General features: G+C 33.8%; 18 protein-coding genes. 13 read left to right on the top strand and 5 right to left on the bottom strand.

Features of this window, described 5'->3' with window-relative positions:
* Positions 1-2 precede the first annotated feature (2 nt).
* Together ACX6U0_RS13570 and ACX6U0_RS13575 are read left to right on the top strand one after the other, a co-directional pair.
* A complete protein-coding gene (locus ACX6U0_RS13570) occupies positions 3-1,184 on the top strand; it encodes a Ger(x)C family spore germination protein (RefSeq protein WP_464960436.1) in 1,182 nt (393 codons plus the stop codon).
* A 15-nt stretch (positions 1,185-1,199) separates the two neighbouring features.
* The gene (locus ACX6U0_RS13575) at positions 1,200-2,318 is read left to right on the top strand and encodes a GerAB/ArcD/ProY family transporter (protein ID WP_464960437.1); all 1,119 of its coding nucleotides are present in this window, start codon (positions 1,200-1,202) and stop codon (positions 2,316-2,318) included.
* Positions 2,319-2,334: 16 nt separating this feature from the next.
* Here ACX6U0_RS13575 and ACX6U0_RS13580 read toward each other — a convergent pair whose 3' ends face one another.
* On the bottom strand, positions 2,335-2,586 hold the full coding sequence (locus tag ACX6U0_RS13580; protein WP_464960527.1) for a hypothetical protein: 252 nt from the start codon (positions 2,584-2,586) through the stop codon (positions 2,335-2,337).
* Between the two features lie 169 nt (positions 2,587-2,755).
* Here ACX6U0_RS13580 and ACX6U0_RS13585 point away from each other — a divergent pair, with 169 nt between their 5' ends.
* From ACX6U0_RS13585 to ACX6U0_RS13605, 5 genes are all read left to right on the top strand, one after another.
* Complete coding sequence (locus ACX6U0_RS13585) at positions 2,756-4,030, top strand: MFS transporter (RefSeq protein ID WP_464960438.1); 1,275 nt, start codon at positions 2,756-2,758, stop codon at positions 4,028-4,030.
* A 439-nt stretch (positions 4,031-4,469) separates the two neighbouring features.
* The gene (locus ACX6U0_RS13590) at positions 4,470-5,303 is read left to right on the top strand and encodes a flagellar hook-basal body protein (RefSeq protein ID WP_464960439.1); all 834 of its coding nucleotides are present in this window, start codon (positions 4,470-4,472) and stop codon (positions 5,301-5,303) included.
* A gap of 111 nt (positions 5,304-5,414) precedes the next feature.
* Positions 5,415-6,236, top strand: a complete 822-nt coding sequence (locus tag ACX6U0_RS13595; RefSeq protein ID WP_464960440.1) for a flagellar hook-basal body protein — start codon at positions 5,415-5,417, stop codon at positions 6,234-6,236.
* 106 nt (positions 6,237-6,342) lie between these two features.
* Positions 6,343-6,765 (top strand): 3-hydroxyacyl-ACP dehydratase FabZ, encoded by a 423-nt coding sequence (fabZ, locus tag ACX6U0_RS13600; RefSeq protein ID WP_088001322.1) that lies wholly within the window; start codon positions 6,343-6,345, stop codon positions 6,763-6,765.
* A gap of 186 nt (positions 6,766-6,951) precedes the next feature.
* A complete protein-coding gene (locus ACX6U0_RS13605) occupies positions 6,952-7,341 on the top strand; it encodes a hypothetical protein (protein ID WP_192603549.1) in 390 nt (129 codons plus the stop codon).
* A 564-nt stretch (positions 7,342-7,905) separates the two neighbouring features.
* On the opposite strand, the gene ACX6U0_RS13610 is transcribed toward ACX6U0_RS13605, so the two are convergent.
* Both ACX6U0_RS13610 and ACX6U0_RS13615 read right to left on the bottom strand, forming a co-directional pair.
* A complete protein-coding gene (locus tag ACX6U0_RS13610; RefSeq protein ID WP_464960441.1) occupies positions 7,906-10,662 on the bottom strand; it encodes a DEAD/DEAH box helicase in 2,757 nt (918 codons plus the stop codon).
* Positions 10,646-12,271 (bottom strand): hypothetical protein, encoded by a 1,626-nt coding sequence (locus tag ACX6U0_RS13615; RefSeq protein ID WP_464960442.1) that lies wholly within the window; start codon positions 12,269-12,271, stop codon positions 10,646-10,648. Before ACX6U0_RS13615 ends, ACX6U0_RS13610 begins: the two co-directional genes overlap by 17 nt.
* Positions 12,272-12,598: 327 nt before the next feature.
* Between ACX6U0_RS13615 and ACX6U0_RS13620 the strand changes: the two genes are divergently transcribed.
* From ACX6U0_RS13620 to ACX6U0_RS13630, 3 genes are all read left to right on the top strand, one after another.
* Positions 12,599-13,054 carry a C40 family peptidase gene (locus ACX6U0_RS13620; RefSeq protein ID WP_464960443.1) on the top strand — a complete coding sequence of 152 codons (456 nt, stop codon included), beginning with the start codon at positions 12,599-12,601 and terminating at the stop codon, positions 13,052-13,054.
* Positions 13,055-13,150: 96 nt separating this feature from the next.
* A complete protein-coding gene (locus ACX6U0_RS13625) occupies positions 13,151-14,782 on the top strand; it encodes a M14 family metallopeptidase (protein WP_464960444.1) in 1,632 nt (543 codons plus the stop codon).
* Positions 14,783-15,012: 230 nt separating this feature from the next.
* Positions 15,013-15,213, top strand: a complete 201-nt coding sequence (locus ACX6U0_RS13630) for a cold-shock protein (protein WP_056469390.1) — start codon at positions 15,013-15,015, stop codon at positions 15,211-15,213.
* 226 nt (positions 15,214-15,439) lie between these two features.
* Here the strand turns inward: ACX6U0_RS13630 and ACX6U0_RS13635 are convergent, their stop codons facing one another.
* Positions 15,440-15,925: a CarD family transcriptional regulator gene (locus tag ACX6U0_RS13635; RefSeq protein ID WP_464960445.1), complete on the bottom strand. Its 486-nt coding sequence runs from the start codon at positions 15,923-15,925 to the stop codon at positions 15,440-15,442.
* A gap of 192 nt (positions 15,926-16,117) precedes the next feature.
* Here ACX6U0_RS13635 and ACX6U0_RS13640 point away from each other — a divergent pair, with 192 nt between their 5' ends.
* Positions 16,118-17,065 (top strand): lipase family protein, encoded by a 948-nt coding sequence (locus ACX6U0_RS13640; protein ID WP_464960446.1) that lies wholly within the window; start codon positions 16,118-16,120, stop codon positions 17,063-17,065.
* 228 nt (positions 17,066-17,293) lie between these two features.
* Positions 17,294-18,400, top strand: a complete 1,107-nt coding sequence (locus tag ACX6U0_RS13645) for a hypothetical protein (RefSeq protein ID WP_464960447.1) — start codon at positions 17,294-17,296, stop codon at positions 18,398-18,400.
* Between the two features lie 318 nt (positions 18,401-18,718).
* Here the strand turns inward: ACX6U0_RS13645 and ACX6U0_RS13650 are convergent, their stop codons facing one another.
* The gene (locus ACX6U0_RS13650) at positions 18,719-19,915 is read right to left on the bottom strand and encodes a HupE/UreJ family protein (RefSeq protein ID WP_464960448.1); all 1,197 of its coding nucleotides are present in this window, start codon (positions 19,913-19,915) and stop codon (positions 18,719-18,721) included.
* 318 nt (positions 19,916-20,233) lie between these two features.
* Between ACX6U0_RS13650 and ACX6U0_RS13655 the strand changes: the two genes are divergently transcribed.
* The gene (locus ACX6U0_RS13655; RefSeq protein WP_464960449.1) at positions 20,234-26,482 is read left to right on the top strand and encodes an Ig-like domain-containing protein; all 6,249 of its coding nucleotides are present in this window, start codon (positions 20,234-20,236) and stop codon (positions 26,480-26,482) included.
* Positions 26,483-26,801 lie beyond the last annotated feature (319 nt).

The following is a 26,801-nucleotide window of genomic DNA, read 5'->3' on the forward strand; positions in this document are numbered from 1 at the left end:
CCATGAAAAAGAAATTTTGTATGATCTTTCTTATTGTCATATTATTGTTAAACGGATGTTCAAATTATAGAGAATTAAATGGGTTATCAATCGTTGTCGCAATGGGTTTAGATTATCTACCTAAAACAAAAGAGTATGAAATGATTGTTCAAATCATTAACCCAAATGCAATTGCTACCCAAACAGGTGCGCAAGGGATTCCAATTATTTCACTAGTTGAAACGGGTAGAACAATTTCAGAAGCTGCTCGTAAAGTGACAAAAAGAGTTTCAAGGCCCAATATTTATTCGCATGTGGCGCTTGTAGCGATTGGAGAAACATTAGCAAAAGAGGAATCAATAAATTGGATTTTTGATGTATTTGAGAGGGATTCGAAAATCCGTGTAAATATCCCAGTCATTATTGCTAGGAAAGACAGTGTTTATCGAGTGATGAATAACTTACCACCTCTTGATAAACTTCCTGCAAGATCAATTGTTGGAAAAATTCAAAACACCTCTAATCTGTTAGGTGAAAATCATGAAACTCAAATGCGGGAAGTCATTTCAGCTATCTCAAGTCCAGGACGTGAGCCAACTATTAATGGCGTATCATTAGCGTATGAAACTCCTGAATCAGAATCATTGGCGAATACTGAAAAAGTAAAATCAACATATGCAGCCATAAATGGAATGGGTGTATTTAGCAAAGGAAAACTAGTTGGGTGGCTAGATGGTCCTCCAGCAAGAGCAGTCCAATATATCGATAATTTAATCAAAGAAACCAATCTTCAAGTTCAATGTAAAAAGGAGAAATATGATTCATTAGAGCTGACACGTGTAAAAACGAAAACAGATGTAAAAATGAAAAAAGGAATACCAAATATTCATGTAAAAGTAAAGGCGATTGGTCATATAGATGAAGTTTTATGTAATGATGATTTTGACAAAGCGAAAACGCTAAATAAATATGAAAAATTAAGTGAAAAAGTTGTAAGACAAACGATTTTAGATGGTTTAACACAAGCCCAGAAGCTTGGTGGAGATGTCTATGGATTTGGTGATAAACTCCATGTAGGCGATCCAAAGGCTTTTAAAAAACATGAAAAAGATTGGAATAAAGTATTCCAGAAAGCAAAATTCAAAGTAACTGTTGATGTACAAATTAACAATGTAGGTATGAGAAAGCGAACATACCCATATTAAAAAGAAGGTAATAAGATGAATCGCAAATTATCTATAAGTGGCTATCAGTTTTTTTGTATGATCGTTTTATTTGAAATTGGGAGTACTTCGTTAATTGGTTTGGCAACAGATGCCAAGCAGGACGCGTGGATTAGTTTAATTATTGCATTAACCATGGGCTGCGTACTGTTTTATATTTATATTAAATTATTTGAAATGTTCCCAGACTTACCGTTTACACACTATATACAAAAAATATTAGGAAAATATGCAGGAATACTCCTTGCATTAATCTATACTATTTACTTTATTTATATTGCTGGTCGAGTTCTGCGAGATTTTGAGGAGTTATTAGTGATATCACTATACAATGCAACTTCTCTCATATCAATTGGCATACTAATGAGTTTTTTAGTTATGTATGCTGTATATAAAGGATTTGAAACGTTTGGAAGGGTAAATGAATTTTCATTTTATTTAATCATGTTAATTATCGTAGTAGTCATTGGATTTGAGATTGTCGGAGATTTATTTAATATCAATAATTTAAGACCAGTTTTAGAAAGTGGCTGGAAACCAGTTTTACATGCTGCGTTTCCATTAACAGTAACATTTCCTTTTGGTGAAATTATTACCTTAACTATGCTGATGCCACATTTAAGAAAACCTGAGCTCGCATTAAAAGTTGGTATGCCTGCGATGATATTTGCTGGATTATTACTAACAACCTTGACACTAGTAAATATAATGATTTTAGGAGTGGATGTATTAGATCGGGCAACTTATCCGATTTTAACTGCTGTTAGTTATATAAACATTGCTAATTTCATTCAAAGACTTGATTCATTAATAGTAATTGTCATGGTGTTAGGTGGATTCATGAAAGTAGCAGTCTTCTTCTTTTGTGCTGTAATTGGTGCTTCTGATTTATTCAGAGTGAAAAAAAGAGATCAGTTAACCTACCCAATTGCAGTCATAATTGTTCTTAGCTCGGTTTGGATGGCACCTAATTATTTAGAACATTATAAAGAGGGATTAGATGTTGTTCCATATTACTTACATGTCCCTCTTCAAATAGTTGTTCCAATTGCTTTGCTTGCAATTGCAATCATACAGAAAAAAGTGAATGAAAAAAACAGCTTAGAAAATAACTAAGCTGTTTTTTAATGATTTAGTTAGCTGAATTTTGTGGGTTTTTTGTTCGGTTTTGTACTTTTTTCTTATTCAAGAATTTTAGGACCGTATTTCCGACCGCAAAAGGAACTGTAAATAAGAAAATCACCACATAATCCTCTCCAACCAGCTCCGTTTTACTAACTAGTATATAGCTCCACATTTCAGAGAAACTTGTGCCTTGTATTAAATCAATACCTGCCAATAAACTCATTGTTAATACAAATAAACATAAAAATATAAAAAACATTTTCAAAAAATCAGCTCCCTGTCAAAACGAAACAATTTTACGACATTATTATTTTGGTTGATTATGGAAAAGATTATGCGAAAAGTTAAAGAAAGTCCGACAAGAATCGCGCTTTTTATTCTGAAAATTTAGTATATAATGAATAAGGGTGTAAAAAGGGGGACTTAAATTGTTACAAATTTTTAAAAACCGTAATTTCTTATGGTTATTTTTAGCAAATTTCACTTCTCAGCTTGGATCCGTAGTGGGCATGACTGCATTTATGCTTTATTTGTTAAGGAAATTTTCTAGTCAACCGTCATATGCGACGATAACAGAATTAATGTATACTTTACCAATGCTTTTTTTGTTTTTTTTAGTTGGTGTATTTGCAGATCGGTTAAATCGTAAGAAAATTGCTATGTATTGCGATTATATTAGTGCGTGTTTATCAGTTGTATTACTAATCACAATCATGCAAGATTGGATATTTCTATCATTCTGTGTTCTTTTTTTAAGAAGTGGTGTATCGAAATTTTTTCAACCTGCACAGTCTTCACTATTACAAGGGATTTTAACCGAAGACCAATATGCAACCTCGGCAGGTTTAAATCAACTTGTTAGTAGTTTATTTATGCTATTTGGTGGAGCAATAGGAACAATTGTATTTTGGAAGTTGGGCGTAGAAGCTGCTATTATCATTGATACGATATCATTTATCCTATCTGGACTTCTGATCCAAGTAGCAAAACTCTCTAAAGAAATTACAAATCCTAATGGTCACCATACATTAAAAGATTTGAAATTTACATTAGTGCTAAAAGATTTTAAAGAAGGAATTGTTTACATTTTAAATCACTCATTACTAAGGTCTCTATTATCAGGATTTTTCCTATTTGGTGTCATTAATGGAGGATTTTCAGTTATGCCTTCATTTATCTTAAAATACAAACTAGCACCTGAAAATTATGAAGAACTTTTAATTTATATTGGAGTTGCATTTGGTACAGGTGTATTGCTTGGAAGTATTGTTGGTTCAATGCTAGCAAAGAAGATGCAACTTCAGAATATGATCATTATTGGACTGATTATATCCGGGTTATGTGTCATTGCTTCAGGGTTTTCAACTTCACCAATTGCTTACATACTATGGCAATTTATCATTGGACTAATATTACCAATCGTAAATATAGGGATAGGTGGTTGGTTCCCTAAAATTGTTGAAAAACGGATGATGGGAAGAGTTCAAGGTTGGATCCAACCAATTATACTTTTATCTCAAAGTATTACACTAGGCTTAATCGCGTTATTCTATCCAGCTATTTTAAAGATTGAATGGTTACATGCAATTGTCGGGTTAAGTTTATCAATAGTGGGTGTGTATTATTTCGTTGTTTTACCTAAGTACATGAAAACTGGATTGAGTAATGCTGCTGTAGAAACTGAAAGGTCAGTTTCACAATAATTGAGATAGCAATAGCCTGTAACTAAATGTTGGTTACAGGCTATTTTTTTTATGAATGATAGATTCACCTTAATCAGACTGACAAAGTAGATTCAAAAAAGTAAAAAACAGACTCATTTCGTAAGTCTTTTTTCATATTAATCACCAAATTTTGACTACCGGTCATTTTTGATACAATGCTACTATTTTACAAGAGAAAACATTTTTCGACATAAGCTATTTGGACCATACAAATAAATACAAGAAGGTATATAATAGAGTTGATGAAATTTATCAAATTTTGTGTATCTTATATACAATGACCTAATAAACAAAAATAATGCAATATTTAAAGTGAAAATAGATTCGTACGAATAGAAGATATATACGTTAACAAATTATTGTGGAATGTCATTTAGTTTCAATTATTGAAGCTAAATAGATAGAGAGGAGTAGCTTTATGCTAAGAGGTTTTTATGCAGCAGCATCAGGTATGATTACACAGCAAAGAGTAACAGAATACTTGACTAACAATATAGCAAACGCTAATACGCCTGGTTATAAAGGTGAACAAGCTTCATTGCGTTCTTTTCCAGAATTATTAATGAAAAGAATGAACACAGAAGATATTCCAGGTAAAAATATTAGCCAAAATGGCCCAACCTTAGGTGGATTAAATACTGGAGTATACATGCAAGAAACACTACCAAAGTTTACACAAGGTGATCTTCAACAAACAAATAAATCCACTGATATAGCGATTCAAGAGCGTGTTATTCCATTCAATACGGCTGCTAAAACAAAAGGTGCTCTATTTTTTGAGCTTCAGAATCCAGATGGAACTGTTCGTTATACTAGAAATGGGAATTTTACATTAGATCAACAAGGTTATTTAACAACAAATAATGGCTTCTATGTTTTAGGTGAGAATAATCAACGTATTCAAGTCCAATCTTCTGATTTCAAAATGCTTGAAGATGGAACAATTGTTGATAATGGACGAAATGCAGGTAAATTAAAAGTTGCATTTTCTGATAATCCAAACGTATTAGTGAAAGAAGGCGAAGGTCTGTTCAAAACGATAAGTGGACAAGGACTTCCGACAGCTTCTGGAAATAATCGAATTGCTTTTTCTGTTAACCAAGGATTTATTGAGCGTTCAAATGTTGATGTTACACAGACTTATACTGAACTTATGTCAGCGTACCGTAGCTTTGAAGCTAACCAAAAAGTTCTACAAGCTTATGATCGAAGCATGGAAAAAGCTGCAAATGAGATTGGAAGCATAAGATAAAAATGAAGAATGTTCAAAGAATGGTTTAGAGTCATCTGTTAAAAATTTAGATGGATAAAAAATTAGAATCATATAACAACAGTGAAAAAAATAAATGAGGAGGGTAATTATATGAATCGCATGCTAACAATCGCATCGAATACAATGGGACAATTACAAAATCAATTAGATGTAATTAGTAATAATATTTCTAATGTAAACACTGTAGGGTATAAACGTCGTGATACTAACTTTAGTGAAATGCTTACTCAGCAGTATGATAATCAAACTCGATACGATCAAGAGGTGGGACGTAACACACCTTATGGAATTCGTTATGGAGTGGGTGCAAAGCTTGCTCATACAGCACTACAATTGGATGCTGGTGCAATTCAACGAACGGAACGAAAGCTTGATGTAGCTTTAGTTCAAAAAAATCAATTTTTTCAAGTAAATGTAACTGAAAATGGCCGAACGGAAACTAGATATACAAGAGATGGATCGTTTCAATTATTACCAATAAACGGTGATGGTTCTAGATTGCAGCTTTCTACAAGTGAGGGACACCCAGTATTAGGGACGAATGGTCCAATTATTGTGGATGGTAATGCAAAGGACTTTTCTTTTAATGAAAAGGGTAGTCTGACAGTAACAAATCAAAATGGAACAAGAACGAACTATCAGCTAGCCGTAGTAAATGTTTTGAAACCACAAAACTTTGAAAGTGCGGGCAGTAATTTGTACCGTATTTCACCTGCAGCAACTGCTGGACAAACAGTTCGTCCAATTAATGCAAATCAAGTGAGTACAATGGGTGGCGCGCTAGAACAATCGAATGTCGATTTAGCTACTTCAATGACTGACTTAACAATTACTCAAAAAGCTTATCAATTCAGCTCACGTGCGATTACAATGGCTGACGAAATGAGCGGATTAATTAATGGATTGCGTTAAATAATAAAATAAGATAGTATATTACTTATAAAAAATAGAAGCTGGTCTTAAGACTTGCTTCTTTTTTGTACGAATCAGTTAAATTGATCTAGGAGGAATAAATAAAATGTTAGATATCCAAGCAATTAAAGAGATTATTCCACATCGTTATCCATTTTTATTAGTTGATCGAATTGTAGAACTTGAAGAAGGAAAACGTGCAATTGGATTAAAAAATGTAACAGCAAATGAAGAATTTTTTAATGGTCATTTTCCAGAATTTCCTGTAATGCCAGGCGTATTGATCGTCGAAGCTCTTGCACAAGTTGGAGCAGTTGCTGCATTAAGCTTAGAGCAGAATAAAGGCAGACTTGCACTTTTTGCGGGCATCGATAATTGCCGATTTAAAAAACAAGTAGTACCTGGTGATACACTAAGACTTGAAGTGGAACTTGTGAAAATGCGTGGACCAATTGGTAAAGGTAAAGGCGTAGCAACAGTTGATGGTCAAGTTGCATGTGAAGTTGAATTAACATTTGCATTAAAGTAAGAATAAATTTCTAGCCCTACCAATTATTTCAAAAAAACGATTCTTGATTTTGCCATACCACGTGTAAATTGTAGAATAATTTAAATTATTTTGTTGTAATTCGTCATTTTATGGTATTATAACAATGTTATCAAAAAATACACCTTAGAGAATTTACAAAAATTTTAAAACGGGGGTATGTACATCATGCTCAAAGATTTACCACGTGGTACGAAAGTTAGCATTACCAACTCTATCAAAACTGCTTTTGAATTATATATGAGGAACTTAGAGTGGGATTTAGAAGCGTATAGCTGGGATGATTTCTTAGCTGAGTGGAAAAGTTACAATGAGCAACACGCTTCATGGCAATCAACTGTTGAAGATTCAATCTTGAATAGTGAACAGTTTCACCAAGAATTAGCTACAAAAATGAACGCAGATATTACAAAAATATTGAATGATGATCCTACAGAAGATCAAATTCAACAAATCGAGCAGCTAGTAAAAGAGCTAAAAGTGGAAGACCCATCTTACTCTTGTAAATTAGAAGCTAAATATCATATCGAACGCCTTCAAGAAATGCAATCGGTATAATAAATAGAAAACAGACCTGTCTAGTGGTCTGTTTTTTATTTTGTTTATTATTTAAAGAGAAAGCTATTTGAGTATAAATTGATAAAACAATAAATAAACACAAGGTAAGGTAAATAATTTATTAAAGGGGTATATTTGCATACCAATTCGCATTGTTATAGCAGGCTTTTCATTATTGTTGTTTTGTTGTGTGTAGTTACTGAAAATTAGTTCTCTTTAAATGAATTTAAAATAATTAAGGAAGTGCCTAAAAAGGATTTTAATTTTAAAATTAGACTATTTAGAGTATCACATTTTTATTTTATTGTTTTAAGAAGTTATTTAAGAATGCACTGAAGATAAAGAATAAGATTGCAACGGAAGGCAGCTCGACTCCTGTGGGAATAGCGGGAAGGCTGAGACCCCGGAGGTGGGCCGAGGAGGCTCAGCTCTCGCCCCACGGAAAGCGAGCAGCCTGAAGTGGAAATCAACGCTTTCCTCTTTTAAAACAATAAAAAAGGGAGCCCCATGTCAAATAGACTTATGAGACAGCCCCTTTATAAGTACAACATTGATTATAACCTACTAAACACCCAATAGTTCAGCTAACTCGTCCATTGATAGTTCGGTAATCCATTGTTCACTAGTTATGATCGTATCATTTAATGATTGTTTGCGTTGTAGCATTTCATCAATTTTTTCTTCTAGTGTACCGATCGTTACGAACTTATGAACTTGAACGAACTTTGTTTGGCCAATTCGATAAGCTCGGTCTGTCGCTTGATTTTCTACTGCTGGATTCCACCAACGATCAAAGTGCATGACATGGTTTGCAGCTGTTAAATTTAACCCAGTTCCACCTGCTTTTAAAGAAAGGATGAATATTTTTACTTCACCATTTTGAAAACGAGTAATCATTTGATCACGAGCAGTTTTTGGTACACTTCCGTTTAAGAAAAGTACTTCTTCTCCAAATTTTGATTGAATGGCTTCTTTTAACATATCACCCATTCTGACATATTGAGTAAAGATGAGACAGCTTTCTTTTTGTTCCAAAATAGGATCAATTAATTCAAACAGCCTTTCAACCTTACTCGAACGGTCTTCAAATTCGACAAGTTGAGATTCTTTCAAGAACAATGAAGGATGATCACAAATTTGTTTCAGCTTATTTAACATCCACAATATTCGTCCACGTCTTTCAATGCCACTTAAAGTATCAATTTGCTTTAAACTATCCTGAACGACCTGTTCATATAATGCAGCTTGTTCAACCGACAATGGACATAGCATTTTTTGCTCTTGCTTCGGTGGTAAATTTAAGGCAACATCCTCGTCTTGTTTCGTTCGTCGAAGTAAGAAAGGTGCAATTAATCGATGAACTGCACTGATTTTTTCTTCATCCCGATCTTTTTCAATTGGATTGACATAATTTCCAACAAATCGATTTAACGTACCAAGATAACCTCTGTTAATAAAATCAAAAATTGTCCATAGCTCTGTTAAGCGATTTTCCATTGGCGTACCAGTTAATGCAATACGATGCTCGGCTTTTAGTCCACGGACTGCTCGAGATTGTTTCGTAGTCGGATTTTTGATATTTTGAGCCTCATCTAAAATGATACTTTTCCATGCATATTGTTTAAGGTCTTCATAATCTAGCACACTTAAAGCATAGGAAGTAATGACGATATCAACATCTCTAACAATTGAAAGAAGGTCAGATCCTTTTAGGCGATTTCCACCGTAATGAACATGAATCGTTAAACCTGGATAAAAAGTTTCGATTTCTCTTTTCCAGTTATTGATCACGGATGTTGGGCAAACAATTAAAGAAGCACCTCGTTGTTCCTCATGTTCTTTTCTATATGCTAAATATGCAATCGATTGAATGGTTTTCCCTAGTCCCATGTCATCTGCAAGTAATGCACCGAATCCCATGTTTTTTAAATGAATAAGCCATTCAAATCCTTTTTGTTGATATGCTCGTAAAGTTGCTTGAAGTCCAGGTGGCTTTTCTAACTCAGGGACATCATTAATAGAAGTAAGACGTTTCGTTAATTCGCGGAAAACATCATCAACTTCAATTTCAACTTCTGCAAACGGTGAATTGTCATCCTCGACTTTTTCAGAGCCTTGAAGCAATTCGTGCTGAAGTACTTCATGAAATCGTAACCCTTGCTTTTCTGCTTTTGCCATCATTTTCTTCATTCTTGCAATAAAGGCAGGATCGAGTGCAATCCATTGTCCATTAAATTGAATTAATCTGCGTTGGTTTTCAACAAATTGCTGGAACTGCTGTTCAGAAAGCTCCATTCCATTTGTAGAGATTCTCCAATTAAAATCAACCAGTGTTTCCATATTAAAAAATGAATTTCCTGTAGGTTTGCCTTTAACGCTTGCTTTTAGCGTCATTTTGTTTTGTTTTAAAGCCTGCCACCAACTTGGCAACAGTACTTGAATATTTGCAGAGAGTACCTTCTCACTATCTTCCGTTAAAAATGTCCAAGCATCTTGCTCTGAAAGAATGTTTCTTGGTAGATTGTCTTCAATTAAAGTAGGAACAAGTAATCCAACACCTTGAAACGTGCGATCCAAATATTCAGCATATGATGCATGCTTACTATGGAGTGATGGGTGTCCATTATATTCATATGGCTTGATCGTTTTTCGTTCATCTATTAAATATGTACGTAAATGCCAGTCATCATGCTCACTCATCGGTTCTTCAAGTACTAAACGAATTGAGAATGGAACATCATCATCTCTAAGTCCGATTTTCACATGCCAGTCATCCTCGTCAATACTATGAGTAAGCTGTTGTTTTAGATAAGTAGGATTATGATATAGGCCTCTTGCAATCTCCCACTTTTTTGAATGAATTGATCCAATCTCAAACTGTTGCTTAATTGCCGCAGATACTAATTCCTGTACAGTAGGCTCCAAAAGCTCGGTCCCATCAATTCTCCATAATTCATTTCCAGCTTGATAATGTGCAAAGCTTGGTGAAACCTGCCCTTCATGAAAAGAAGGATAAAGCTGTGAAATCGTTTGATGAAATTCTTTTGCTTCATCAAGATAAGTTATTTCTACTAATGAATTCTCATGATGCTCTTTGAAAAAAGTCAGTGCTTCAATAGGAGTTAAAAGAATACCCTCAATCTGTCCAACTCGACTAGATTGTAGTAAAGTCCCATAGTATGAAGGAACATGCCACTGAAACAATAGATGCTTCCATACGCTTACCGGTAAAATGCCACCGTGGCTTTGCATCCCATAAATGAGTAGTCCCTTATTCTCTACCCATTTTACTGCAACACTAAGATTAGCTAGTCGCTTCATTGACTAATTTTCCTTTCCTTAATTCCTCTTGAAGTGCACGTAAACGAATAAATTGAGATTCAATATATTGAATATAATCATTCCATTCATCAATGCGCTTTAATTTCTTATAATTAGTTTTCAGTTTCTTTAAATATCGAACTGCTAATTTATAATTAGAACGACCCTTTAGCTCAATATAATATAGAACCATGTGATGATAAATCGGAAGAACAGATTGTGGGTCATGCTTATGTGCTTCCTGTAAATCATGTTTATCTATTTGTTCAGGATGATAAGAATATAAATACATTTGTAATTCAGTCCAACGCTTATACTCCTGATTATGCATTAAATAATCTGTATACTGCATCTCACTATAAGGAAGAAGCGCTTGATAAACGACTTCTAATCCCGCCGTTTGATTTGTATAAAAGCTATTGTATTCATAATGTGATAGAAAATGTTTTGCAAAAGTGCTCTTTGCATATTCATCATCTCCATGTTGGAGATAGTATAGTAGCATTTCGTAATATAAAGGTAAAAAATTTGAAAGACGTTCAGTTTCATTATTTTTGCGTAAGCTTTCAATCCAATAAGTAAAGCTATACAAAGTACGCTCATTCTGACTATATTTTTTTAAAATGGTAAGCATATCGTCATCATTTTTTAATAAAAAATGCAACTGGGCCATGCCTAAGTCAACATAGTAATCTTCTGGGATCTTCGAAAAATCTTCCAAATCTTGACGTAATTTCTTCTCATTATTCAATAATTCCTTATATACATGACGGAAAGAATTATATCTCGGTATTAAACAAAGCTTTCGATCGAATAGTAAAGATTTTAGCTGCTGTCTTAACACATCCTCATATTGATGTGAAACGGAACCGCCTGTAATATTATGTAACTGTCTACTTACGGCCTCTATTTGATTTTCTAGCATTGTCATTTCTCTTGGTAATTGAGCATTGTCATAAACTGTACTTTGAATTTCAATTTGATTCACCATTTTATTCATCGTGAAAATGGCTGCCAGTAGCTGATACTGTAGTTTTTCCTTTTCTTGTCGAGGCTGTTGATTTAATAATCCATGATAAAACCGTTCATATAAGGGGTACACAAAATAAACATCTTGGTAAAATGATGTTCGTTGTTGTTCAATATACTCCTTATATTTCTTTTCAAATAATTCAACAGTTTCTTTTGGTTTATCTTCCTGAATGATATTCATCTGATCTAACAATTGTCGACCTGTCATAATATTTGGGATACTTTTCAAAGTCGACTGCTTAAATTTCCTCAAAATATCTCCGACCAAAGAAAATGATGCAGCTGCGTAGCATAGTAGTGCAATCTGATGTTGGCATGGAGGTGCTTCGTAACAATCACATCCATTTTGATCATGATTATTTATATGTAAAATTGGTAAGTGAATTTGTTCTGATTCTTCTACCACTCCGACAATTCTACCGTCTCTAACTGAAACATTATAAACCTGTCCTTGTCGATAAAGCTGTAAGCCACTTTCAACAAGCTCCGCATCTCTCATATTTTGTGGAGAAAGTTTAGAAAAAAGCGAGTATGAGAGTTCATAAATCACATCTTTACTTAAATCACGTTGAAGCATTCTCTGCCTCCTAACTCGTAACATTCTTATTGGTAATTATACCCTAAACAGATACGTTACACATAGTTGAAAAGGAAAAAGTATAAGTTCCTTCATTACATATGATGAAAAATGAAATAAATGAGATAAAAGTCATGAAAAAAGTAGGATTCAATAGAAAATTGACTAATGATGCTGCTTAATTTTGTAAATTACTGGTGTATTTAAATAAATGGTAAACAACTTGTAATATAGCTGTAACATAAGGGAGAAAAAAACATGATATTATCGAATTATCAGATAAATTGGTATATAAAGTAGAAACATACATGTCTAGGAGTGAAAAGAATGAAAAAAGGTTTTATACTACTTTCAGTAATTTTCCTATTCCTAGTTGGACAACCTCTTAGTAAAACATCAGCCGCAACTATGGATGGTAATGATATCGTAAATGAAGCAAAACAACATATAGGTGTAGATTATGTTTACGGAGGCACAACTCCAAATGGATTTGACTGCTCAGGATTTACTCGCTATGTATACAAAGAAGCAGCGGGAATTAGTTTGCCACGTTCTTCTTCTGATCAATATGGTGTTGGTAAAACAGTATCTAAAGATGACCTAGAGCCAGGCGATCTAGTGTTTTTCAGCAATACATACAAATCTGGTATATCACATGCTGGAATTTATGTTGGAAATAATAAATTCATTAGCGCTTCAAGTAGTAAAGGAATTAAAATTGACTCTCTAAGCGGAGGCTATTGGGGTCCTAAATATACTGGAGCAAAAAGAATCATAAAGTAATAGAATACTAGACATATAAATATAAGCTCCCTAAGCAGGGGGCTTTTCGTTTTTAATTGACAACTTTGTAATAACTAACTAGAGAGGTGAAAAGTTTTGAAAAAGTTTTTTATAAGTTTTATCGCGTTTTTATTAACATTTAGCATGGTTAAGGATGTATTTGCGGAAACTTCCACAGGACAAGTGGTACCAGAAAAATGGGTGATTACATTAGAAGTAGCTAATCTAACAGTACAAAATCCAGAAACTGGTGAAGTTACAACTGTACAAATACCGGCTAATCAATTATTGAAGGTTGAAAAAGAAGAGGCAGAAGTGTTTTTTGTACAGTATAACGAAACGCTAGGCTCTGTTTTAAAAAGTAAAGTTCGTGACGCTACATTGTGGGAGATTCATCCAACTGAAAAAATATTTAAGGTGATGACAAATACAGCTCTATTACTAAATGAAAATGGTAAATTAGTAAATAAAGGGATTGTAAAAAGTAATACTTTATTTGAAAAAATAGGAGAAAAAGATCAATACCTTATTATTCAATACTTAAATACAACAGCTTATATAGAAAAAAATAATACAGTTCCCGTACAAGGTGGAAAACTACCTGTACCAACAATTTCTGTAAAAGCAGTTTCAATAAAGGTAGGAATGACGAAACGAGTAACTAAAATTGTAAATGCAGTAAATAAATCATATATCATAGCAGAGATTCCGGCTCGTCAAAAAATAGACATTAAAGGTGAATATGGTTCTTTTTATGTAGTAAAAATTGGCGGGAATACGGGATTAATTACAAAAACGAATCTTTCACTTAAGACAAATAACTATGTGAATCCATCCGGTGACTATAGCTATAATGAGATGATTGCAGATTTACAGGAATTAAATGCATGGTATCCTTCATTTACTAAGGTAGAAATAATAGGCAAATCAGTTGATGGAAGAAATCTTTATGCAATTAAACTTGGAACAGGTAAAGAAGAGATTAGTTTAAATGCCTCTCACCATGCCCGTGAGCATATGACAACTAATGTATTAATGGAAATGCTTGATCAATATGCGAATGCTTATGAAAAAAATACAAAAATAAATGGCTATGATGTAAAGAAACTATTAACTAGAACATCTATTTACTTTGTACCAATGGTGAACCCTGATGGGGTTATGTTAGTACAAGAAGGTGCAAATAGTGCCAAAAATCCAAGTCAAGTGATCAAACTAAATAATGGAAGCAAAAACTTTAAGGCTTGGAAAGCGAATATTCGTGGTGTTGACTTAAATCGTCAATATCCAGCTAATTGGAGTAAAATTAGTGGAAATAAACCTAAACCAGGACCGGATAACCATAAAGGCAGTAAACCTTTAAGTGAACCAGAAGTAAAGGCTTTATATGATTTTACGAATAAACACAGCTTTAAAAATACCGTTGCATATCATTCTTCTGGCAATATTATTTTTTGGCACTATAATCAAAAAGGTAGTCAATTTACGAGAGATAAAGCGATTGCTACTAAACTTTCAAAGCAAACTGGATATAGTCTTGTTGCACCTGCTAAAGGTGGAGGCGGAGGTTATAAAGATTTGTACGTTGCGGTAAAAAAACGTCCAGGATTTACAATTGAAATTTCTCCATATGTAGGTAATAAACCTGTACCACATTCATACTTCAATAGTATTATGAAGAAAAACTTACCAATTGGATTAATACTGGCTGCAGAACCAGCAAAATAAAGGGTTTGATAAGGTCCTATATTAAAATATAGGACTTTATTTTTTTAAAATTTCAACACAATTTGTTTTTCAGTAAAATCTATGATACAATAACTACATACTTAATAAGAATTGGTTAATTCAATTCATGTGTTAAAAGGGACGAATTTTCATCCTGTTATAATGTGTGTATTTTTTCTTAACAATACTCATTAAGTGTAAAAAAAACAGGATATATGGAGGTTCGCATTATGAACACAGGTACAGTAAAATGGTTTAACGCAGAAAAAGGTTTCGGATTCATCGCAGTTGAAGGTGGAGACGATGTATTCGTACATTTCTCAGCTATCCAAGGCGAAGGTTTCAAATCTCTTGAAGAAGGCCAAAAAGTAAGCTTTGAGATCACTCAAGGTAACCGTGGCGCTCAAGCTGAAAACGTAGTTAAATTATAATTCTCACTTATGAGATAAAAGACTGTTAGCAATTATGCTAACAGTCTTTTTTTTGTCGCTAAACGAAAATAAGGACTTGTTATTAGATTGTTGAGATTCATATAGATGATAGGCATACCCAGGAGAGTAGAAGACAAGTAGGAGGGCTACTGTACAGTTTTAACGAACGTCCCAAGATAATTTAAAATACATAAAAAAAAGAGCCGGTTTCAGCTCTTTTCCTCATTTATTTTAATGCCTCATTAATTAATTCAGTCGCTTCAAGTTGAGAAATACCTTTAATTAAACTTAATTCTCCTACAAACATTCTTTTTGCAGTGTCGAGCATTTCTTTCTCACTTGGGTTTAAAGGTTTTTCTTTACTTTGTAATGTTAAATCACGTACAACTTGTGCGCCAGCTAGCAATTCACCCGATTTGAGTTTTTTCATATTCACATCATACTTTTGTTTCCATGATAATGAGTCATCTGGATGACCATTTGAAAAATCATCTAATACTGTTTCTAGGTGGTCGTGATCTTCTACTAATCGAATTTTCGTTCTTGAAACATTTCCTTTTGGAATCATTAACTTCATATTACTGGAAGGCATATGGATAATGTAATATTGCTGTGTTACACCCTGTATGACCTTTTCTTCAATGGAATCAATCACTGCAGCTCCTTGCATGGGATAAATTATTTGATCGCCAATTTTGAACAATGTATCCACCTCCGAAAAACCTATGATAAATCAAGTATAACATTGTTTAATGAAATAACAAAATTTTTATAATATCATTTAAAAAGTAAAATTGTCAATTAAAAACATGTATAATTTTAGTCTTTTTTGGGAAAAAGATGAACATGTCGAATGGTCGTGGACATAATATGGAGGGAGAGATTGTCGGAAAGGAGGTTGTTCATGAATTATCACTTTCGTGTTGTTTTATTTTGTGTAGCAGTATTAACTTTTTTTACATCAGCAGGATGTAGTGAACAAAGGGTTCTAGAAAAATTACCAGATAGTGTTTTAGATAAAATACCTGATGGAGTATTGTTAACAGCTGCAGAGCTATCTTACGAACCTTTTCTAAAAAATGAACTAGGAAAGCAATTGACTGAACACCAAGGTGTTGCTGAACCACTTTATACTGAAATGCATGATCGGTTAAGTGATTATGAGTTAGTTTCATTAACAGCTGGTCAAATCGGTTTTTCAGCAATTGCCCTAAAAAATACGAAAGACAATAGTCTTTTATTTGCATTTAGTGGTTTAAAGAAAATAAATTTACAAGATATATATCAGAGGTTAATTGGTTTTGATTCTCCAGAAAATGCATCACCCGTCGTGGTTGATGCACAAGCTCAGCAAGCATATAAATGGGTAAAGCAAATATTAAATAAAAAAGAAAATACTGGTGCGAGTGTTTATGTAACCGGGCACTCATTTGGTGGGTATTTGGCACAGTATATAGGCTATCAGTTGGTGCAGGATCAAAAAATGAAAGACCATCCACTTGTACAAGGAGTTACATTTAATTCACTTGGTGTTTTATTAGATAATGGAACGAAAAAACTTCATACGAAAACTGAAAATATTCAAACGCTATTCAAACCAATCTTTACAAATTATATTGTAAAAGGAGATCCTTTAGACTACGCTAGTAAGACATTTTTTGAAGAAATTACAGGTTATTCACTGCAACATCTAGGAAACGTTAATTATATTACAGTAGATGAAAACTATAAAAAGTCTTTACAGTCTTTGGAAAAAACAAAGGATTTATGGACAAAAGCGAAGCAGTTAAAACCTCTATATCCATACCATGATCTAGCTGGTTTCGAGACTCATTTTTGGTCGGTACAGTAGTTAATACGTAGAATGCAAAAACAGTAAAAAGTTATTATCTTTAACGATAATAGCTTTTTTATATGTCTTCCTTCCAATATAAAGAAGTAATGAACTAAATAACTATATTAGTATTTTAATTATTCAAAATAATAAAAAAATTAGTAGACTGCATTTTCTTTATCATATACAATCGACTTAGTTGGTATATTCTAGCAATTAATGAACATTTAGGAGTGATTGATTAGTATGAAAAGAAAATTTTCTAAACGTAATGTACTAATGACATCTTTGTCAGCAGCTTTAGTAGCATCTGCCTTAACACCTTCTGTAATTAGTGCTAAATCAGTGAAAGAACCAAAATTAACAGTTAAAAAAGTAACAGCGGTGAATACAAAAACAGTAGTTGTTGAATTTAACAGAGCTGTAGATAAAAAGTCTGCAGTGAAAGTGAACAGTTATTCATTTGCTAAAAACAGTGGGATTTCAGTAACAAATGTTACGTTATCTGGAAATAAAGCACTTTTAACAGTTAAAGGTGTTGAAAAAAGAACTGCATCATTTACTACAAGTCTAACAGTTTCAAAAGTTAAAGATAATAAAGGCAAAGTAATGGCTACAACGAAAGTAAATGTTAGCTTTAAAGTTGCTGCAAAAGCTGTAACACTTACTAAAGTACAAACACTTGATATGAATAAAAATGGTAAGCTAGATGCAGTTGCTGTACAATTCTCAGAGCTTGTATCTGGCGTGGATAAAGCTGACTTTACTGTAGACGGATACACGGTAACAAACGCTTCTTCAAAAGGATTAGTGACAACGCTTACACTTGAAGAGCAAGCATCAAGTGATTTAACTGCTAAACCAGCGGTAACATTTGTTGGTGAAGTGAAGGATGGCTCTGGTAAAACTGTTACATCAATTAAGTCAACTCAAACTACAGCTGGATTTATCGCTGTAAATTTAGGTGGTACAAGTTTAGCATTTAACACAGAGCAAGAGTTCATCGTAAATGCAAAGCTTCCTGAAACATTTACAAGACCAGCAGGTTCAGAGCTTAAATTTAAAGTATTGATCACAAAAGACGGTGCGCCAGTTAAGAATTTAACATTTGGCTACTTAGCAGGCTATGCACTTCAATCAACAACAAATAGCCAAGGTATTGCTTATGTACCACAAGATGGTGAAGTAAGTGATCTTTCTTTAACACTATTAAAAATGGCTGAAGGCTATCCAGTTCCATTTAAAATGAAACTTCCTTCAGTAGGAGTCTATGAAATTAAAGTAGAATTAGTAGACCACAAAGCAAATGACGCTGCTGTTGAGGGTGCTAGTTACAAATATGCTTTAAAATAAGATTTTGATATAAACTAAACTATTCAAGATTATCGATTTTTAATGAGTACGGTTTTGAGTCGATGATCTTAGAGTGCACTAATGATAAAGAATGTGATTGGAACGGAAGGCAGCTCGACTCCTGTGGGAATAGCGGGAAGGTTAGACCCCGGAGGCTTGCCGAGGAGGCTCAGCTCTCGCCCCACGGAAAGCGAGCAGCCTGAAGTGGAAATCAACACATCGTATTTAAAAGTAAAAAAATGAACAAATTAGATATATAAACGAAAAAGGGCTCCTCATGTCGAATTGACGTATGAGATAGCCCTTTTTTGTATTTATTTACATTAATCTCTGAACTAACCAAATCAGACCTAGGATAAAAATGAAAACTGAACCTATTTTTACATAACTTCTGTATTTTGAAAGAACTTGCAATTTCAATAAGATTGGCACGATCAATAGTGCAATACATAGTTGGATAAACTCGATTCCAAGATTGAAATTTAATAATGCTACAGCTAGATTTGATTTCGGAAGTTCCATTTCTTTTAAAATGCTAGCAAATCCCATCCCGTGAATTAATCCAAATATAAATGTAATTGCCCATCTATAGTTAATCTTTTCTTTCAATATATTTTCTATAGCAACATAACAAATACTTAGTGCGATCACTGATTCAACAAATTTAGATGGTAGGTCAACGATTCCTAATACTGCTAAAGTCAAGGTGATACTATGTGCAATTGTAAAAGCAGTGATTGTTCCGATAAATTGTTTTAAAGATTGTCTGCTTAGTAGTAATGCAAATAAAAATAATAAATGATCATATCCAGTTAGTATATGAAGCATCCCTAATTTGAAAAATGATAGCCAAGATGAAGTATCTTCTGCAGATTTAGTATCACTTACTTGTTTTGTATCTTGTGCTTGTCCATCGGTTGTTTGTTGATCTTGCTGAGCTTCTGTTAAAAGGATTGTCCATGTTCTGTTTGTCCCTTGTAAAGCAGCTTGGCTCGTTTCAGATCCATAAGTAGCTGTTAATAGATTTACATAATTTGTCGTTCCTGAGTCACCTGTGTAAAAGCCATCATTTAAACTGATTGTGTCCCCAGGAGCAAATGCAGGGAAGAGAACTTTAAACTCTATATATTCTACATCCTCTTTTTTAATCTTCTTCATTTTTTTAACTGTTGGTGTTTGTTCTTCGTTATTTTTATCAAGAGAAAGCTTTTCAGTAACAATTTCCTCTAAATGGTGTTCCTCTTTTTTTAATTCTGTTTTTTCTAGTTTAAAATTATTATTTGGATCAATACCATTGATTAATTCAATAAGAGATATTGAATCAATTGCGAATGTCATTTCAGTTTGTTCTTTTTCAAACTTAATATTCGTAAAACTAGCACTATAATTATGTGCTGATGCGTTTTGTGGTAGGGTTATAAATAAAAGTAAAAGTAGTGGTATTAAACGTAAAAATAGATTTCTCGATTTCTTTCTTTGTATAGCTTTTATAAGCTTGTCAAAATAATGAAGCACCGAAGTATCCCCCTGTATTCTATTAAAGTATTCAGTAAATGAATCTTTTCATTAGATTCATATATTAAAAAGGAAATCATAAACCCACTTAATATAATCATAGAATAATTGAGTTTGTATAGTATTAATTTAAAATTTACAGAAAATGTAAACTAATTTTAAAATAAACTTATTTCTTTACTTTTAAAAATTTCATATAATATTCTAGGCGATATATCTTTATAAAATTACTGATATATTACACGTTTATAGAGAAAGGGAAAATACTGTTTTTTAGCAATAATTATTTCACCAAATTTATTAAAGGATGTTGATGAAATGAAGTTAAAAACAAGAAGGATTAAGCGTTGGACGAGCATGGTCATATCAGCTTTACTATTAACAAGCACGTTCTTACCGAGCGGTTTAGTGAATAGAGCTGAAGCAGCAATCGCTGATCATGTAGTAATTAGTCAAGTATATGGTGGCGGAGGAAACACAGGAGCTACATATACAAATGATTTTATTGAACTTTATAATCCAACTGACAGTGATGTTGTATTAGATAATTGGTCGGTTCAATACGCTAGTTCAACAGGAAGTGGTTGGACATTAACTACTTTAACTGGAACGATCAAAGCTAATGGTTATTTTTTAGTACAAGAAGCAGCTGGAACTACAGTAAAGGATAAGCCTTTACCTACTCCTGATAATACTGGTTCTTTAACGATGGCAGGAGGAGCTGGAAAAGTAGCATTAGTAAACAATAATAGTGCACTTTCAGGTACAAATCCAACAGGAACAAATATTATTGATTTTGTAGGTTATGGAAGTGGAACAAATGCATTTGAAGGGACTGGTCCCACAAATCCGTCTCTTACAAGCACGACGAGTGCTCAGCGTAGACCATATGCAAACGTTTCCCCGGGTGGTGGAAAAGGAAATGCATGGGATACGGATGATAATGCTAAGGATTTTGTAGCAGCAACACCTGTACCAAAAAACACAGCAAGCCCAACTGAAGCTCCAATGGTTTCAAACACGAGCTTACAACCAATTGGAAACAATATTCAATTGACGAAACAAGGTACTGACTGGAAAGTAAGTGGTCTTACTAGTGCTGTTCCAAACGGTGCAACAGTAAATATATATGATAGTGTTACAAAAACTACTAAACTATCAACAATCGTTGCTTCTGCTGATGGCAGTTTTGAAGTGAACTTTTCTGCTGGGGACTTAACTTCAGTATTTGTAAGTGCTACTGAAACAGCTAAAGAAGAAAGTGATGTAATTGAAATACAAAAAGCAATTGAAAGCGCTTCAATAGATGGATCGAAATTAAGTTATATGGTAGATGGTAATGGGGTAGGTACATTAATTGGTAATAACGGTGCAGGAGTTGCATCTTCAATTATTAATATTTATCCAAATGATACTGCTACTATTTCTGAAAGATTATTAAATCAAGAAGTAAAAGTAAGTGCAACAGGTGCTTTTACAGCTACGATTAATAATGCACCAAATACAATTTATGTAACACAGCAATCAAGCAGTGCAAAAGGGATCAAACTTGAAAGTTCGACAGTATCAGTTACAAAAACAGTAACAGATCAAGTTACACCTGTAAAAGTTGTACGTGAATCGGATGCGACAACTGGGAAACCAGTTAATCTGAATAAGTATTATACAATCGAGGGTGTAGTAACTGTAGACAACGGTATTCTTGGAACACAGAAGCAAAACTTCTATCTTCAAGATGCAACAGGTGGGATTAATGTATTCAGTACTTCATATGACCCTGGGTTTAAGGTTGTTAAAGGTGACAAAATACGTGTGACTGGTAAAGTCATTTATTACAATGGATTAACAGAATTTGATACGTCTAGTATTGTGAAAATAGATGAAGGTAATGCTGTACCAGTTGCAAAAGATGTGACAATTTTAGATTTAACTACTTTTGCTGTTGCAGAACCTCTTGAAGGTAGCTTAGTAACACTAACTGGAAAAGTATCAGCAACTGCAAGTACACCACCAAATTACAATGTAACGATCGTTGATGAAAATAATAAAGCAACTACATTAAGAGTAATGAGTAATACAGGTATTACACCTGATACTGATTTAGTGGTCGGCAAAACATACACGATTACGGGAATTTTAGGACAATATACAACTAATGCAAATGCGACGAATGGTTACCAAGTGTATCCACGTGGTAAAAGTGATATTGCATCTGTTTTAAATATTACACATACGCCTATTACCGAAGACTATAAAGATACAAATATAGAATTCGAAGCAACTGTTGATGGTGCAGAATCTGTAAAAGTTTACTATAGAGCAACAGGTGGTACAACTTATACAGCATTACCAATGATAAAAGGTAGTGAAGGACGCTACACAGTTACGTTAGAAGCGAAGGACGTTCCTTCAAACGGATTTGAGTACTATATTGAGGCGATTGCAGGTGCAAGAACTGTCACATCTGGTTCAAGTACTACACCTCATAAAGTATCTTTAAAAGCTGATTTAGTAGGTCCATATTTTAATGGGGAAACACCTCAGGACCAATCAAAAGTTGAAACTCCACAACCGGAAATTTCTGTATTAATGAATGACCCAAGTGGTGTAGATGTTGATACTGTTCAATTATGGGTTGATGGGATTGAAATTAAATCTCCAGCGGCAACAATTAATAAAAGCCAAGTTAAATATGCTGTAACCCAAGATCTTTCAATTGGAAATCATACTGTAAAGGTATCGGCGAAAGATAGCAAAGGTAATAGTAATGAAAAACAATGGACGTTTGAAGTTGTTAAACGTTTTACTGGTGGTAAACATTATCGTGGAACAACACATAATCATACGAATATTTCACACGATGGTGCAGGGACACCAGAGGATGCTTTAAAAGCAGGTAAAGCACATAATTATGATTTCTTTGCATTCTCAGATCACTCGCATGATATTGATGCAAGTCTTGCTGGTACGGATAATGTTGACCGTAAAGGTATGACAGAACGAACTGGCGGAGAACAATGGCAGTTAACAAAGGATTTAGCAAAACAGTATACAAAAAACGGTGATTATGTAGTATTCCCGGCATTTGAAATGACTTCTACAACATGGGGACATTCAAATATTTTTGGGACTGAAAACTTTATTGACCGTAATATCAATGGAAAACAGTACCAAGACTTAAACAAGTATTACTCTTGGGTACTAACTTATGATGATATTGTTGGTCAGTTTAACCATCCAGATATGTCAGCAAATGCATTTAATAGTTTTAAACCTTATGACGCTAAAGTAGATAAATTGTTCACAATGCTTGAAGTAGGTAATGGTTCAGGTCACTACGGATATGCAAATGCTGATAAAAAGTTCTACTCAACATTAGATTTAGGATGGCATGTAGCACCAACATACGGTGAAGATAACCATGAAGGTTCATGGGGACAAACAAATGCGCGTACAGTTATCGTTGCAGATGATCTTTCACAAGATTCATTAATGCATTCTATGAGAAATATGCGTGTTTACATGGAAGAAGATCCTAACTTTACTTTAGATGTGTTAGCAAACGGCTACTACATGGGATCAACAGTTGATAGTAAAACACTTAATTTTAATATTTCTGGTAGTGATTTGGTAACGGAATCACGTACAGATAGCGATTATAGTTATCTTTCATCAAGCTACCAATCTGATGATCGTATTGCGAAAGTAGAATTAATCACAAATGGTGGTAAAGTAGTAGATTCAATTCAACCAATGACGAAGGATTTTACATGGAAACCAACATTTACTGTTCCAAGTGGACAACAATGGTTCGTTGTAAAAGTTACTCAAATGGATGGTGAAAGAATTTATTCTTCTCCTATTTGGTCAAAAGAACAATCAGTAGATGTAAAAGTGAGCGGAATTGATATTGTTGGGGATGTTATTGTTGGAGGTAATCCTGCGACTTTAAAAGCTACAGTTGCTAATAACGGAACGCAAACAATTAACAATTTAAAAGTAGATTTTTACTATGATGAAGTGAAACAAGACAACTTTATTGGAACAAATAATATTTCATCAATCCTATCAAAAGGTTCAGCAACAGCAACAGCGACATGGAATACGCCACTCGTCGGAGACCATCAAATAATTGCAGTTGTGACTTCACTAGATAGTCTTGATATTGGTGATGTTAAATTTAACTTACCAGTTAAAATAAAAGAACCATTAGGTATTAAAGTATTAATAGATGCATATCACGGTAATGAAAATACTTCTGGTGATAGTGGAACGTATAAAGATAATTTAAAAGCTTATACAGTTCAACTTCAAAAAGAAGGTTACACAGTTGCCGAAAATAAACAAGCTTTAACAGATGCTGTATTAAGTAATGTTCAAATCCTAATGATTACTTCAACTAGAACAGCTTTATCAGCAGACGAAAGAACAGCGGTTGCTAATTTTGTGAAGAATGGTGGTTCTTTATTACTGACAAGTAAGAGTAATAACAGTTCAGATCCAACAATTAGTAATCCGTTACTAGCTGATATTGGAACGAAAATTAGAATTAATAATGACGGAGTATTTGATGATAGTAAGTCAGGTAACTTCTGGAGTGACCCAAAAGTATCACCATATGCAGTAAGAATTCACCCTGGCTTAGTGTCAAATTATATTACAGACAGAGTCTCTTTCCTTGATTATTATAGTGGAGTAAGTCTTGCCGGAGAAAATAACGGTCCACTTGTCGAAGGTGGTAAAGTTGTCATCCTTGGTAAAGGAAACGAAACAACTTATGAAGGAAATATTAAAGGTGGATACACATATGATAATGTTTCAGATGAAAAAGGTGGATCAGCAATTCCATTAATCGCATCTGAGGAAATCGGTGAAAAAGGTCGTATCATCGTTTCAGGAATGAATATCTTTAATGATAAACAAATGGATGAGTCATACGAACCTAAAGGTAATAATGAATTCTCACTAAATGCCATCAATTGGTTAGCTCATCGTGAAACGAAGATTTCTAATATTGGTGATGTACGTAAGCTTGAAGAAGATAAAGAAGCAGTAATTGAAGGAACAGTAACGACTGCTGCAGGAGTATTCTTCGACGCGTTTTATGTACAAGATGAAACAGGTGGCATCATGGCATTTAAAGAGGCACCAGAAGGATCTTTAGAAGTCGGTGATAAAGTTAGAATTTACGGCCATATCAAAACGTTTGAGAATAATAAAGAATTTGAGTTTAATAGTTTCGCTACAGATGTCATAAAAGTTGGTAAGACGACGCCGATTGCACCTAAGGAAGTGACGACTGGTGCTGCTACATCGGAAGAAAACCAAGGACTTCTTGTAAAAGTGAAAGGTAAAGTAGTATCTAAGTATGATGCAAATTCTTATATCATTAATGATGGCTCAGGAGATACTCTTGTATTTACGGATGGATACATTACAAATCAAAGTGGACCTGTACCTGACCTAAAAGTAGGCGATACTTTAGAAGCAGTTGGTTTATCTGGTAAATTTACAGATGGTAACCGTATTCGTGTACGTGATACAAAGGAATTAGTAGGATCTGACACAACTAGTCCAATCTTACACGTTAATTCTTTAAATGATAAAGATGTAACAATTAGCGGAACAACTGAAGCAGGAGCTAAAGTGTCTGCAAAAGTAGAGGATTTAGAAATTGGAAATGCTACAGCAGACAGTACAGGTAAATTCGAAATGAATATTACAAAGCTTGCTGCAGATACAAAGGTTAAGGTAACAGCTGTTGACGAAAATGGTAATGTTAGTGACGTTGTAGAGGTAATCGTAATCGACGTAACTCCACCTTCAACACCTGTCGTAAATGATGTGAAAGATTTTGAAACAAATGTTTCAGGTAAGGCAGAAGCAGGCTCAACAATTATCGTTTCTGTTGGAGATCATATTCTTGGTCAAGGTGTAGCAAACCAAGATGGACAATTCAACATTTCAATTGGTGAGAAACAAAAAGCAGGATCAGTAATCAGTGTCGTTTCGGTTGATAAAGCAGGAAACAGAAGTACTCAAACTGATATAACTGTTATTGATGCTACTGCGCCAGCTGCGCCTGTTGTATCTGAGATAAAAGATTACAGTACAGTAATTGGAAAAGCAGAAGCGGGCTCAACAATCACTGTTTCAGTAGGAAGTACAATTCTTGGTAAGGGTATAGCGAATCAAGATGGAAGCTTTTCTATTTTATTAAGTTCTAAACAAAAAATAGGAACAATTTTATCAATTGTATCTGTCGACAATGCAGGTAACAAAAGTTCTGTGACTCATGTAACTGTAGTAGACACAACTCCACCAGATTCACCGATTGTAAAGGGAGTTGTAAAAGATAATGATAAAAAAATTATGGGAACAGCCGAAGTGAATTCTTTAGTAGTAGTAAAAATTGGTGATGAAATCATTAGTGCTGATACTGCGGATTCAAAAGGAAAGTTCACATTAGAGATTCCAAGACAAAAAATAGGAACGGTTCTTTTAATTATTGCAATTGATCTACAAGGGAATGAAAGTACACCTGTGAGAGTAGTTGTACAGAAGTAAATAGTCGTTTCATAAACCAGATGCCTTTATTGGCATCTGGTTTTTTTATTTGTCAAAAACATTAAGTAATCGTCTTACAATGAAAACCTAAACATTTTCAAAAAAGGATAGCAATCGCCTTGTTATCTTTGATAAGTAAAGTAGGTTTATAGAGAAATCTGTTGATTATTGAAGTCTATTAGGGAAGATTTGTCATATAAATAAAAATAGAAACAGTCCTAAGAAAGTGTAAATCGATATAAATATAAGGGGGGTGAAAAATAGCATTTAAAAAACGATTTATTTTTGTTTGTTAATAAGAATATTTTACGTTCTGAGT

It is taken from the genome of Gottfriedia sp. ABJ_BB2_2, from assembly GCF_055484705.1.